Below are 13,519 nucleotides of genomic sequence, written 5' to 3' on the forward strand. Positions count from 1 at the left end.
TCCGGATCACTCCTTCGTGATCGCCTCGTCCAGATTGAACAGCAGGCTGGCCACGGCGGTGTAGGCAGCCAGGGTCTCCTTCGGCAAGGCCTTGTCCACCGGCGCGTGCCCCTGTTGCAGGTACTTCTCAGCTTCAGCGGGATGGCCCGTGTAGTAAGTCGAGAATCGTTCCAGCGCTGAATTGATGAACGCATCCTCTCGCGCCTTCGGCCGCCGTCCCAGCACCAGCCTGAACGCCTCGTCGATCCTGGCGCGCGGGTCGGCCGCATCGTGCATCACACGTTCGGCTAACTTGCGGGAAGCCTCCAGATAGAGCACGTCATTCATTAAGTCCAATGCCTGCAACGGCGTATTCGTCCGTGTCTCGCGCACTACGCAGGTTTCCCGCGTCGGCGAATCGAACGTGATCATGCCCGGGGCCGGCACCGTCCGGCGCCAATACGTGTAGAGGCTGCGCCGCCAGAGGCCCTCGCCCTCATCAGCCTTGTAGCCGCTGCCGCCCTGCAACTCCTGCCATAACCCTTCGGGTTGGTACGGCTTGACCGACGGGCCGCCAGTCTTCTCCACGAGTAACCCCGACACCGCCAACGCCTGGTCGCGAATCATCTCGGGCGCCAACCGGTACCGCGGCCCCCGTGCCAGCAGCCGGTTCTCCGGATCGCGCTGCTGCAACGCCGGACCCACCTTGGAATCCTGCTGATACGCGGCGCTCATGACCATGGTTTTGAGGATGTGTTTGACATCCCAGCCGCTGTCCATGAATTCAACCGCCAGCCAATCCAGCAACTCAGGGTGCATCGGCCATTCGCCCTGCGAGCCGAAGTCCTCAACCGTCTTCACCAGTCCGGTGCCAAACAGCATCTGCCAGTAGCGATTCACCGTAACGCGCGCCGTCAGCGGATTCCCGCGGTCCACCAGCCACCTGGCCAGCCCCAGCCGGTTCCTGGGCCATTCCGGCTTCAATCGCGGCAGCACGCCCGGCACATCTGGGGTCACTGGCTCACCGTGTGCGTCGTACGCGCCGCGCTTCAGCAGGAACGACTCGCGCGGCGTCTCTCGCTCCTTCATCACCATCACTGTGGGAATCTTGGCAAAATACTGAGCCTGCTCGGTTTCGAGCGCCGCGAGTTCCGTCCTTGCCTTGGCGAAATTCTCCGGAGCATGCCGTTCCAGGAAGCAAAAGTGCAGTTTGTCGCTCTGGGCCTTGCTGCGGCGCGGCGGCGTCAGGGCAGCAATCTGCGACACCGTGTCCGGAATGGGCAGCACCGCGGCTTCCGCTTCGCTCAGCGCCACATTGTAGACACGCACGTCGCGGATCCCGCCTTTGAACCGCAGTCCGCCACCCCCGCCAATCCGGAACGGCTGCTTGGTCTCCAAAGGCCAGATGGGCTGGTCGAAGAGGATCTTCAGCTTCCGCGGGGCGCCATTCACGTAAATCTTGACGTGTGAGGCCTGCATGCTGCCGTCGTAGGTCACAGCAACGTGCTGCCACTCGTTCAGTTTCACCGGCTCGATCGTCTCCACCCGCATCGCCAAATCGGTCCAGCGCATCGTGGCGTGGAACCGCACCTTCCCGCCGATGAGATGGACAAAATGACCGGTTCCTTCCAGGTAATCCTCGCCGCGCGACATCACCGCCCCGTCGGGTGCTTCCGGCTTGATCCAGGCCGCGAATGTGTACGGATCGTGGAAGTTGAAGCCCGCGACCTTGTCCCCAACCTCTGTCTGATGCTTTCCGTCGAAGTGCTCCTCGTCGAAGACCCTCAAGGTCAACCCTGACGTTGGCGTCCAGTCTTCATCTTCCCGGGCTGTCTGCCGCTCCCACTTCTGCTGCGCGGCACGCGACGCCGGTTCCATCGAATGCACGCGCGCCCGGGCGGCTTCGATTCGCATGGCGTAGTCGTCCAACTTCACCTGCTGGTCCGGTAGCGGCGCCTTGATATACGGCTCTTCATTGCCGAAGTTGTAGACAAAGCCGCGCTCCGGCACGTTGTTGAAGTACGCGAAGAGCTGGTAGTAGTCCTTCTGGAGGATGGGGTCGTACTTGTGATCGTGGCAGCGGGCGCAGCCGACGGTCATCCCCAACCAGACAGTCGAGGTCGTCTCCGTGCGGTCGGCCACGTACTGTACTCGGAATTCCTCATCAACGATGCCACCCTCGGCCGAGGTGCTGTGATTGCGATTGAACGCCGTTGCGACGCGCTGCGAAAGCGTGGCGTCCGGCAGCAGGTCCCCGGCCAGTTGTTCAATGGTGAACTGGTCAAACGGCATGTTGTTCCGGAAGGCGTCGATCACCCAGTCGCGCCAGCGCCACATGTCGCGCGGACCGTCCGACTGGTAGCCGTTCGAATCGGCGTAGCGGGCCGCTTCCAGCCAGCGGATGGTCATTCGCTCGGCATACCGGGGGGACGCAAGCAGGCGGTCGACCACGCGCTCGTACGCGTTCGGCGCAGCATCGCTGACAAAAGCATCCACTTCCTGCGGCGTGGGCGGCAGGCCGGTCAGGTCGAACGAGACTCGGCGCAGCAAGGTTGCTTTGTCCGCCCGCGGGGCAGGCTGCAGCCCTTCCTGCTCCAACCGGGCCAGGATCCAGCGGTCGATTTCGTTGTGCGCCCAAGCCTGTTCCTTCAGTGCAGGAACGGCTGCCTTCCGTGGCGGAACCAGCGACCAGTGCGGCTCGAACTTCGCGCCCTGCTCAATCCACTGCCGCATGATCTCAATCTCACGGGCCGACAACGGCTGATGGCCCATATAGGCCGGGGGCATGCGCTTGGCTTTGCTGGTGGAGGTGACGCGCAGGTAGATCTCGCTATGGGCGGGGTCGCCGGAGGTCAGGGCCGTGCGCGCACTATCCTCTTTGTCCAGGCGCAGCTTACTCTTGCGGCTCGCGCTATCCGGACCATGGCAGGTGTAGCAGCGATCCGACAGGATGGGCCGCACGTCCCGGTTGAAAGAAACGTTCGCGCCCAAAGCCGGCAGGCCGGCCGTAAGCAGGAGACAAAACAGGCGCCCAGACACACTTCCCCCAGACGATCGCAATTCTGCCACAGTATATCGAATGAGGGATTGTTCACAGTGAACCTGTCACTCTTTCCCGCGGAACCGGCCTTCCGCGACAGGCTGGGCGCCCGGTTGCGCGCGCTGGCGGCGGAAGGCGTGTACTTCGGCACCAGCTCCTGGAAATACCCCGGTTGGCTGGGCCAGATCTATACGCCGGAGCGCTACTTCACACGCGGCCGCTTCTCGCAGAAGAAGTTCGAGGGTGAGTGCCTGACCGAGTACGCCGAGGTCTTCCCGGCCGTTTGCGGCGACTTCTCGTTCTATCAGTTCCCCTCCACCGATTACTGGCAGAAGTTGTTTGCCGCCGCACCGCCCAGCCTGCAGTTTGCCTTCAAAGTGCCGGAGGAGATCACGGTCCGGGAATGGCCGAAGCATCTTCGCTACGGAGCCCGCGGCGGGTCGATGAATGAATCGTTCCTGAATGCGGACCTCTTCCAGAACGCCTTCCTGCGCGCCCTGGAACCCTACCGGCAGCGCGTCGGCGTGCTCATTTTCGAGTTCGGAACCATGCCCAAAAGGCAGTACGAGGGCGTCGAACCCTTTGCCGCCGACCTCAGCGCATTTCTCGATCAACTGCCCGCCGGATGGCGCTACTCCGTGGAGATCCGCAACAAAGAGTACTTCGATGAACGTTATTTTCAGGTTCTGAAGCGCCGAAATGTAGCGCACGTTTTCAACTCCTGGACACGCATGCCGGAACTGCCTGAACAGCTGGCCGAACCCTCCTCGGTTACCGCGGATTTCACGGTGGCCCGGGCGCTGCTGCGGCACGGCCGCGCGTATGAGCAGGCGGTGGAGAAGTTCCAACCTTACAAGGAGATCCAGGAACCCAACCCACCTGCGCGCGAAGGCCTCAAAGAGATCCTCGAACGGGCCCGCAACAAACGCCAACTGGCCTTCCTATTCGTGAACAACCGGCTGGAAGGTAATGCGCCCGGCACCATTGCGGAAGTTACTGGCGTGGAAGGCGTTTAGGGAGAAGAAACGGTGCGAATGCCGCCTGTGTTTGAGGCGTTCAGCTGAGTTTCGGCCGCTCTTCACCTCAACTTTACGTATTTGGGCGAACAGCTGTAGACATCAATGGCATAATTACGATACTGCGCCCAAGGGCTGATTGCGTTGCTGTCGCGATGTGAAGGGGGAGTGATGTCGTTTCTCGGTCGACTGTTCGTTGTGTCCTCATTGCTAAGTGCGTCTGTCTGGGCAGGCAAACTGATTGCCCCGGGTCCGGAAGACGTCCTGACACCCGACGAAGTGGTCATCCGGCTGAAGCCCAATGGAGTCATTTCCACCGTCCTGGCCGGCTTCAACAACACCGTTTCCGTCGCGGCCTCCCAAAGCAGTTTCAATCTGTACTTGTTGAAGGTACCCGCCCCGGTTCGCGATGTGATCCTGCAGCAGTTGGCCGCACTCAACGAAGTTGAGTACGCCGAGCCCAACCGGATCCGCACTGCCTCCGGCATCACCCCCAACGACACCTCCTATGCGACGCAATGGTGGCTGACCAAAATGCAGGCTTCCTCGGCCTGGAGCTTGTACCCGGCCAAATTCCCCAACGCCGGCGAATTCGGCAGCCGGGTGCGGGTGGCTATTCTGGACACCGGGGCCAATTGCACGCACCCCGATTTCATCAACAGCGGCGGCTCGACCACGGATCTCGGCGGCGGCGGGCAGTTCAACTGGGCCCTCAGCCAGGCACTCGTCGCGACGACAGCGGTCGGCGCGGTCTGCCCGTGGCAGGACGACCATGGTCATGGGACCCATGTGTCGGGCACGGTCGCCTCAGCCACCAATAACGCCACCGGCGTGGCTTCCCTCGGGTTTCCGGCCGAACTCGTAATCTTCAAAGTCCTCAACTCCCAAGGCAATGGCAACGATTTCACGATCGCGCAGGCAATCACGGCCGCAACCGATGCCGGAGCCCGGGTGATTTCGATGAGCCTGGGCGGCAGCGGCTATTCGCAAGTCCTGCAGGATGCAGTGAACTACGCCTGGAACCATGATGCCCTTGTGGTCGCCGCGTCGGGCAACGGCAATACCTCGGGCCTCACCTACCCGGGCGGAGCCAACTACGCCATGGGCATTGGTGCGACCGATTCCAGCGACCTCCGCGCCAGCTTCTCGAACTATGGTTTCGGCCTGGATGTGATGGCGCCCGGCGTGAATATCTATTCCACCTACCTCAACTCAACGTACGCCACGTTGAGCGGCACCTCCATGGCGACGCCTAACGTTGCTGCGCTGGCCTCCCTCCTGTTTGCCACCACCCCAAACCTGTCCGCCGATGCCGTCATGCAGCGCATTGAAATGTCGGCCGACACGACAACGCTGAACGGCCTGTGGGATCTCTACATGGGCTTCGGGCGTGTCAATGCCTTCAGTGCGCTGAATGGAACCCTGCCCGTCAAAAGCGGTGGAGGCCTGGTGGGACAGATCGTCGATGCGGCCGGGAATTCCATTGCCAGCGCCGCGGTGGGCATGGGCGGACTCAACGGCAATACCGATGCCAACGGGCTCTTCCGCTTCGCCAACGTTCCGCCCGGCACCTACACCTTCACTACCTCAGGCGGCGGGTTCCCGGCACGATCGCAGACTGTCGTGATACCGGCCGGCGCCGACACGCACGTCCGCCTGGAACTCGGCGTCTCCACCGGAGTCTTCTCGGGTACGATCCGGGAGGGCTCAACCGCGCTCCGCAATGTGGTGGTGCAGGCACTCAGCGGCGGACTGGTCCGGCAGGCCACCGTGACCGACGCGAATGGACTCTACACACTGACCGTGATCGCGGGTACCTACGATCTGCGCATCAGCGCCGTGGGCCGCTCGACCCAAACCGCGGCCGGCGTCGCTGTCGCAGGCGGGGGTGTCACGACCACCGATTTCGACATGACTGCGCTCGGCAGCATCTCGGGTGTGGTGACAGATAACACGCCCGGGCCTGTATCCGGTGCCCAGGTGACCGCCTACAACGCTGCAGATTCAGGCGGAGCTTCCTCGGCGGCGAATGGAGGCTACAACACGATCTCACTGCCCGCCGGAACTTACACAGTGGTCGTCAGCGCGCCGAACCACCTACCCACCACCATCAACAACGTGGTGGTCAGCGACGGGGTGGCGACCAATCTGGACGTCCAGCTTACGTTGAGCGGCGTCGTGACTGCCCTGACTCTATCGCCCGTGACCGTGGGCGGCGGCGCCAGCGCCACGGGTAACATTGTCACGCTGTCGATGCCCGCCGGCACCGGCGGAGCAGTCGTGAGCCTCTCCAGCAACAAGCCGCTGGTGGCGTCGTTGCCGGCGACCGTCACGGTGCCCCAGGGCGCCACCCAGTCGAGTCCCTTCACGATCACCACGACGGCTGTCACCAGCAATACCGTCGTCGCTATCACAGCAACCCTGGGCGGCGTCAGCAAATCAGCCAATCTGACGGTGCTGCCTTACCTCATGTCGGGCGTTTACCTGTCGCCCGCAGTGACGGGAGGCGGGGCCACGACAACCGCCAACCGCGTTCAGTTGAACGCCCCGACGCCAGCCGGAGGAGCCGTGGTCAGCCTGACCAGCGATACGCCAGGCGTGACCGTGCCGGCTACCGTCACGATCCCAGCCGGGGTCAGCCTCTCGGGCTTCTTCAATATCACGACCTCAGCGGTGGCCGCGCCCACCACTGTCGTGGTCACCGCCACTTACGGGACGTCGTCCAGGACGGCCACCTTGACAGTCAACCCCACCAGCCTGTCCACCTTCACGGTGAGCCCGCTGAGTGTGGCCGGCGGCAAGCCGCTCACCAGCGCCGTTGTCAAACTGGACAGCCCTGCTCCAGCCGGGGGCGCGGTGGTCCAATTGACATCCAGCGATCCCTCAGTTCAGGTGCCGGCGACCGTCACTATTCCCGCCGGAGCCACAACCTCAGCCAACATCACGATCACCACCAGCGTGGTGAATGCTGCGACCCAGGTGATCCTGACCGCAACCTATGCCGGAGTCTCCAAAGCGGCGACCATTACGTTGACTCCCCTGGCCATCAGCGGGTTCACGCTGCCGGCGTCGATTGCCGGCGGCAAGCCGATCACGACGGCCCTATTGAGCATCACCGCCCCGGCTCCAGCCGGAGGCTTGGCCATCTCGCTGAGCTCCTCTGATCCGGCGGTGGCTCCGCCTGCCACGGTCACAGTGCCGGCCGGCACGACCAGTTCGGGTTTCTTCACGATTCCTACCACCTCGGTATCCACAGCCACTTCGGTGATCGTGACAGCCACGCTGGGCGGGGTTGCCAAGACCGCCACCGTGCTGGTCAAACCTCCAGCCCTGCTAACCTTCACGGCCAGCCCGGCGACGGTTTCCGGCGGCAAGACCATCACCTCAGCTTCCGTCACGCTGGACGGGCCGGCCGGACCCTCCGGGGCTGTCATCGTCCTGTCCTCGTCTGATCCATCGGTAACGCCCCCAGCCACCGTAACCGTGCCGTCCGGGGCGACCACTTCCGGCAATTTCACGATGACCACCAGCAACGTTTCCGTTTCGACGCCAGTCACCGTGACCGCGACCTTTGCCGGTGCCACGAAGACCGTCTCGCTGACCGTCAAACCGCCCGCGCTCATCTCGTTCGTCGCCAATCCGTTGACGGTCATCGGAGGCAAGCCGGTCACGTCCGCTTCCGTCACACTCGACGGGCCGGCCGGACCGTCGGGCGCCCTGGTTACCCTGGTTTCGTCTGATCCGTCCGTAACGCCCCCAGCGACCATCACCGTACCGGCCGGAGCAACCACGTCGGCCAGTTTCGCGATGCCGACGACTTCCGTCTCGACCGCCACGGCGGTGACGGTAACCGCCTCGTACGCCGGGATCTCCAAGGCAGTCGCACTGACGGTGAAGCCGCCCGCCTTGCTCACGTTTTCAGCCAGTCCGCTGATGATCGCAGGCGGGAAGCCGATCACTTCCGCCAGGCTGACGCTGGATGGCCCAGCGGGCGCCTCCGGCGCGGTGGTGTCGCTCACCTCCACCGACCCGGCAGTGGTTCCGCCCGCTACCGTGACCGTGCCGGCCGGCGCAACCTCGTCCGGCTTCTTCACGATCAACACTCTCTCAGTTGCCGCAATCACGCCGGCCACCGTGACCGCCAGCTATGCCGGCGTTTCCAAGCAGGTCTCCATCACGGTGAAGCCGCCCGCATTGGCTACCTTCAGCGTGAGCCCCCTGCTGATTAGCGGCGGCAAGACCATCACCGCGGCCTCTTTCACGCTGGACGGCCCGGCCGGTCCGAGTGGAGCCTCGGTCGTACTGACTTCGTCCGACCCGTCGGTGACCCCGCCGGCGACCGTGAACCTGGCGGCCGGCGCCACCGCTTCGGGCAACTTCAGCATCCCTACCAGTTCTGTTGCGGCGAACACTCCGGTGACGCTCACCGCCAGCTTCGGGGGTGTGTCCAAATCCGTCGTCGTCACCGTCAAACCCACGACGTTAGCCAGCTTTTCGATGAGCGCGGTCCCCATCTCGGGTGGGAAGGTGATCAGCCCTGTCTCGCTGACGCTGGATGGTCCGGCCCCCGCCGGGGGCGCCAACGTGACTCTGGTCTCCTCGGGCGCCGAAGCAACCCCTCCGGCTGTCGTGACGATTCCCGCGGGGGCGACCAGTTCAGCCTACTTTTCGATCCCCACCAGCTTCGTCGCCTCAGCCACCGCAGTGACGATCACGGCCACCTATGGCGGCGTCAGCAAGGCCGTGACCGTGACGATCAAGCCCACCGACCTGAGCAGTTTGTCCGTCAGCCCCACGTCGGTGAAGGGCGGGGCCAAGTTCTATCTCATCGCGGGTTTGGACGGGCCCGCCATAGCGGGCGGGGTGACGATTTCGATCAGTTCTCCGAACCCTGCCGTGCCTCTGCCACCGGCATTGACAGTCAGTGGCGGGGCCACCAGCGCGATGCTCTCGGTAACGACTTCGGCGGTCGCAGTCTCCACCCCGGTGACCCTGACCGCCACCTATGGTGCGGTGACCAAGACCGTAAACATTACGCTGACCCCCTAAATGGGATCAGTCCGGGCAGCGTCCCGGTCCTGCGACAGCAGCCAAAGGCCCAACACCATGACGACGCAACCTGCGCCGATGATGGTCCAGGGAATATACTTCGAGCCGCTGAGGCCAAGCTCTTCGATGATGTCCTTGGAGCGGGCCAGCACAGCCATCAGGCCATTGTTTAAGGCGTGGCAGATTATGCCCGCCGCCAGCGAACGGGTCTTCCACACGGCGTAGCCGAACGCGACGCCGAGGGCAAAGGTCGGCAGCAGCCGGTAAATCGAGGCGTGTGCCAGGCCGAATAACAGGCTGGTCGCCAGGATCGCCGGCCACATGCCCAGCCGCCGGAAGCCGCTGAGGATCAGGCCGCGGAACAGAGCTTCTTCGCAAAGCGCGGGAATCAGGCCCACCAGGACCAGCGCCTGCCATAACGGCGCCGGCTTGTCGTCCAGCAGCAGCAGCCGCTCCATTGCTTTCTGCAGCGACTCGGGCGGCGGCAGCAGGCGCACCAGCAGTCCACCAGCCACCGTCCAGGCCGAAAGGCCGATGAGAATGCAGGCTGCGCTGGCCCGCAGCGAGGGCAGCCTCAGCGAGAAGGTCTCCACGAAGTCATAGCCTTTCAACCGGACCAGCGCCAGGCAGGGCAGCAGGAAGAATCCGAACTGCATCACAATCAGCACTGTCGGCAAGCCATAGCGGGTGAGGCTGAGGCTGCCGTAAAAGGCCATCACCAGGGCGACTGCAAAGACCAGCATCGAAACCGCGGGCGTGGGCCGTGCCCCCGGATGGCGCGAGAAATCGAAGACACCCGAAAGGTGCTCCTTCCCGCCCAGCAGCAGCGAATTGCGCTCAAAAATGTGAGCCGCGAACACCAACGCAATCGAGGCGTAGCAGAGCGAGCTGAGCATCACCAGGAACAGCGTGTCGGCCGCCCATTCTCCCAGGAACACGCCCTTGATCAGCAGTGCGATGTTCACCACGGGCACGAAGGCAAGGTATCCATTCAACTCGATGCCCGGTGTCATGGTGGCGACCAGCGGCACCAGCAGGCTCATCAGGATCGGGGTCAGGAAGTTCTGGCCATCCTTGAAATCCTTGGCAAAGGCTCCCACGGCCAGGAAGACCGCATTGATCATCAGGGAGATCGGCACCAGCATCACGAAGGCGATGAGATACGACGTCACCGGCACACTGGTCTGTATGCCGGGGATCAGCTTCAGGCGGGTGAAGGTGAGCGACAGGCTCAACAGGTTGACCACCGTGGCGATCATGGCGATGCTCCACACCGCCAGGAACTTGCCGCCGATGATTTCCAGCGATTCCACCGGAGCGCAGAGCAGCGTTTGCATGGTGCCGCGCTCTTTCTCTCCAGCCGTCATGTCGATGGCCGCATAAAAGCCGCTCATGGCTGAGAAGAGGATCAGCATATAGGGCAGCAGCATGCCCACCAGCATGCCGGACTTACGCTGCTCGCTCGCCACATTGGTGTTCTGGATGTCGATGCCGGTGGCAAAGCCGTCTGGCAGCTTGTTCTGTGTTTCGCGCACGGCCAGCAGGTCCAGGCGGTACTGCCGCAGGTGATCGCTGATGCGGTCACGGGCTTTGCGGGAATCGGGCCGCACGGAGTCGTACAGGATGCTCGCCACCGCCATGTCCCCGCGCTGCAGCTTGATGCCGAAGTCAGGCCAGGCAATGAGGATCGCGTCGGCCTTACGGTCGAGAATCGCCTGTTGCGCGGCCCTGGCCCAGATGGCGTCCGGCATTTTCTTCGGCACCGGGGGCTTGTCGTCGCCTTCCAGGTCGATCGGCGGGCGCGGCGGCGGCTTCAACTGGTCCATCTCGAGGCCCGCGCGCACAAGGTCCGAGGCGCCGGCCCAGGGCAACAGTTCGATCTTTCCGGATTTCAGCATCCGCTCCTGCGCGTCCAGCGGCAGGGTGCCCCATACCGCTACGCGTGAGGCGCGGGCCGCTTGAGCCGCTTCCTGGCCCTCCTGCAGCCGGCTGAGCCCGATCATCAGCAGCGGGTAAAGCAGGATGGGCAGGCCGATCATCATGAAGATGGTGCGGCGGTCGCGCAGGGCCTCCCGTAGTTCCTTGCGGTAAATCGTGAATACCGTAGCCGGTCTCATACTGCTGCTCCGGTGCGCCGTGCGCCGATGTTCTTCAGGAAGGCGTCGGTGAGATTCGGGCAGCCCGAGCGCTCCAGCAGTTCCGGCACCGTGCCTTTGTCCACGATGCGGCCTTCATGCAGCAGGGCAATGCGGTCGCAGAGATACTCGGCTTCCCCCATGATGTGTGTGGAGAAGAGAACCGCCCGGCCCGCTGCCTTTTCCCGGCGAATCGCTTCGACGATGAACTGGCCGCTGACCACGTCCAATGCATTCGTTGGTTCGTCCAGGATCAGCAGGTCCGGCTCGTGCAGAAACGCCCGCGCGATGTTGGCGCGCTGCTTCTGGCCGGAGGATAGGGTCCCGCACGGCCGGGAGGCGAACGAACTCATCTCGAGCTGTTCGACCAGCTCGTCAATCCGGTGATGCAGCGCCCGCTCGTTCATGCCGTACAGCCGGCCGAAGTACTCCAGCGCCTCACGCGGATTCAGCCGCTGGTAGAGCTGCGTGTCGCCCGAATGGAAGCCGATCTTGCACTTGGTGGCGAGCGGGTCGCGCGCGACGTCGATCCCGTTGATGAAGACTTCTCCGGCGTCGGGCGTCAGGATGCCCGCAATCATCCGTAGGATGGTCGTCTTGCCCGCGCCATTGGGGCCCAGCAGGCCGACAACTTCACCGGCGCTCACCGACAGACTGACACCATCGGCCGCGTGCACCTGGCCAAAGGACTTTGTTAGACCCTCGGCCCGCATGGTCTGATTCATTTGACTTCCCAATGATCGGTTTCAAATCGGGCGAAGGACTCATTCCAGGTCCCGAATTTCGTGGCCATCTGCCCTCCGTCCACCAGCAGGGTGGCGCCGGTGATGAATGAAGCCAGCGGAGACGCGAGGAACGCCACCGCATTCGCCACTTCCGCGGGCTGCCCACCCCGGCCCAGGGGGATGTGCCGGAAGTAATCCTTCAACACCTGCTGCTGGGAGAAGTGCGACTCCGTCAGCCGTGTCCGGATCAGGCCCGGACAGACAGCGTTGACTCGGATTCCGTATGGGCCCAACTCACCCGCGGCTGTGTGAACCAGCCCCAGCAGGCCGGCCTTCGTGGCATTGTAGGCGATCAGGTCCGGCTCGCCGTCATACGAATTGGTTGAGGCGGTGAGAACAATTGCACCGCGCCGCCGCGGTTTCATCTGGCGCGCCGCCAACTGGATGGTGTGGAAGGCGCCCGACAGGTTGATGGCCAGCAGGCGGTTCCACTGCTCGGTGGTGGTCTCGTCAAGGGGCGCCACGCTCACCGCGCCGGCGTTTGCCACCACGATGTCAAACGGCCCCTGGGTGTCAAAGACTTCGCCCAGCGCTGCCTCGTTGCAGACATCCACAGGCGGTGTGGATTCGAGGTCCGCTACCGTGACCTCCGCTCCGCAGGACCTGAGCGCTTCCGTGATCGCAAGACCGATGCCGTTACTGCCGCCGGTGACCAGCGCTTTGGCGCCATTGAGTTCGAGCCGCATGAAGCACGATTGTAGCGGGAATCCGGGCCGTAAGGCAGCTGCCCGGGTACCAGGGATCTGTCGCACGCGGGTACGGGTATGCCACACTAATCTATTCGCAATGAATCCGCAGGTAAAGATCGAATACGATACCGAGAGAAAGATCCGTACGCGCAACAAGACGTACTACCGGGTCAACCATTGGCCCATCTGGATCTTTGTTTTCTTCCTGATCCCGGGGCCGGTGACGTTTAAGCTGTTCGCCGAAGGCTTTGGCGGCAACATGGTTTGGTGGCTGGCGGCGGTCCTGGTCGGGACGGGCATCGCCGGTTTGCGCGGCCGCTTGCCGGGCTCCGAGCCGGCGCCGTATATCATCCGATTTACAGAGGACCGCCCGAATCCGGTCTACCGCCGCATCTGCTATACCTTCGCCTGGGGCGCCGCCATCAGCTATGGCCTGTTGAACCTGGTCGGCCTGGTCGTCGCGGTGACCACCGGCAAGTGGATGATGAAGCAGATCTATTGGTACGGATACTTTCCCGTCGTGATTCCGGTCTGGATCCTGGGCGCCCTGGGCAAACTGCCGCGCGTGAAGCCCTCCACCGCCGGGGAAGGGCACGAGCGCCGCTACTTCTACGGTACGGTCTGGGCGATGTGCATTGCGCAGCCCACCGTGGGCATCCTGTGGAAGATCCTGCCCCGCAACCGTACCTCCGATGTGATTGAGCTGGTTACGTTTGTGAGTGTCCTGGCGCTGGTGGGCTGGATGAGTGTGAAAGGCCTGCTGCCCCGCACGCGCCGCATTCTCCCGGGTGAGATCGCGGCCCTCGACTAGGCACTGTGGTTCCCA

The 13,519-nt window shown here is 63.5% G+C and carries 7 protein-coding genes; 3 read left to right on the forward strand and 4 right to left on the reverse strand.

Translation table 11 applies throughout. From position 1 onward, the window contains the following. Positions 1-6: 6 nt before the first annotated feature. Positions 7-3,018 carry a DUF1553 domain-containing protein gene (locus ACR9Y2_RS21575; RefSeq protein ID WP_435043728.1) on the reverse strand — a complete coding sequence of 1,004 codons (3,012 nt, stop codon included), beginning with the start codon at positions 3,016-3,018 and terminating at the stop codon, positions 7-9. Between the two features lie 57 nt (positions 3,019-3,075). Between ACR9Y2_RS21575 and ACR9Y2_RS21580 the strand changes: the two genes are divergently transcribed. Next, positions 3,076-4,035, forward strand: a complete 960-nt coding sequence (locus tag ACR9Y2_RS21580; protein WP_435043729.1) for a DUF72 domain-containing protein — start codon at positions 3,076-3,078, stop codon at positions 4,033-4,035. Between the two features lie 171 nt (positions 4,036-4,206). Then, positions 4,207-9,084 carry a S8 family serine peptidase gene (locus ACR9Y2_RS21585; protein WP_435043730.1) on the forward strand — a complete coding sequence of 1,626 codons (4,878 nt, stop codon included), beginning with the start codon at positions 4,207-4,209 and terminating at the stop codon, positions 9,082-9,084. On the opposite strand, the gene ACR9Y2_RS21590 is transcribed toward ACR9Y2_RS21585, so the two are convergent. The 3 genes from ACR9Y2_RS21590 to ACR9Y2_RS21600 are packed head-to-tail and all read right to left on the reverse strand — an operon-like array spanning position 9,081 to position 12,690. Then, positions 9,081-11,201: an ABC transporter permease subunit/CPBP intramembrane protease gene (locus ACR9Y2_RS21590; protein ID WP_435043731.1), complete on the reverse strand. Its 2,121-nt coding sequence runs from the start codon at positions 11,199-11,201 to the stop codon at positions 9,081-9,083. The genes ACR9Y2_RS21585 and ACR9Y2_RS21590 overlap by 4 nt on opposite strands. Further along, positions 11,198-11,944 carry an ABC transporter ATP-binding protein gene (locus tag ACR9Y2_RS21595; protein ID WP_435043732.1) on the reverse strand — a complete coding sequence of 249 codons (747 nt, stop codon included), beginning with the start codon at positions 11,942-11,944 and terminating at the stop codon, positions 11,198-11,200. Before ACR9Y2_RS21595 ends, ACR9Y2_RS21590 begins: the two co-directional genes overlap by 4 nt. Further along, positions 11,941-12,690, reverse strand: a complete 750-nt coding sequence (locus ACR9Y2_RS21600; protein ID WP_435043733.1) for an SDR family NAD(P)-dependent oxidoreductase — start codon at positions 12,688-12,690, stop codon at positions 11,941-11,943. The genes ACR9Y2_RS21595 and ACR9Y2_RS21600 overlap by 4 nt, the downstream gene beginning before the upstream one ends. 100 nt (positions 12,691-12,790) lie before the next feature. Here ACR9Y2_RS21600 and ACR9Y2_RS21605 point away from each other — a divergent pair, with 100 nt between their 5' ends. Then, positions 12,791-13,504, forward strand: coding sequence for a hypothetical protein (locus tag ACR9Y2_RS21605; protein WP_435043734.1), 714 nt, complete (start codon positions 12,791-12,793; stop codon positions 13,502-13,504). Positions 13,505-13,519 lie beyond the last annotated feature (15 nt).

Origin of the sequence: Paludibaculum fermentans (genome assembly GCF_051172195.1) — a bacterium.
Lineage (GTDB): Bacteria > Acidobacteriota > Terriglobia > Bryobacterales > Bryobacteraceae > Paludibaculum > Paludibaculum fermentans_A.

Excerpts from the sequence above, each read along its gene's own strand:
- ACR9Y2_RS21585 (WP_435043730.1), top strand. The coding sequence starts at position 4,207 with ATGTCGTTTCTCGGTCGACTGTTCGTTGTGTCCTCATTGCTAAGTGCG.
- ACR9Y2_RS21590 (WP_435043731.1), bottom strand. The coding sequence starts at position 11,201 with ATGAGACCGGCTACGGTATTCACGATTTACCGCAAGGAACTACGGGAG.
- ACR9Y2_RS21595 (WP_435043732.1), bottom strand. The coding sequence starts at position 11,944 with ATGAATCAGACCATGCGGGCCGAGGGTCTAACAAAGTCCTTTGGCCAG.
- ACR9Y2_RS21605 (WP_435043734.1), top strand. The coding sequence starts at position 12,791 with ATGAATCCGCAGGTAAAGATCGAATACGATACCGAGAGAAAGATCCGT.
- ACR9Y2_RS21600 (WP_435043733.1), bottom strand. The coding sequence starts at position 12,690 with ATGCGGCTCGAACTCAATGGCGCCAAAGCGCTGGTCACCGGCGGCAGT.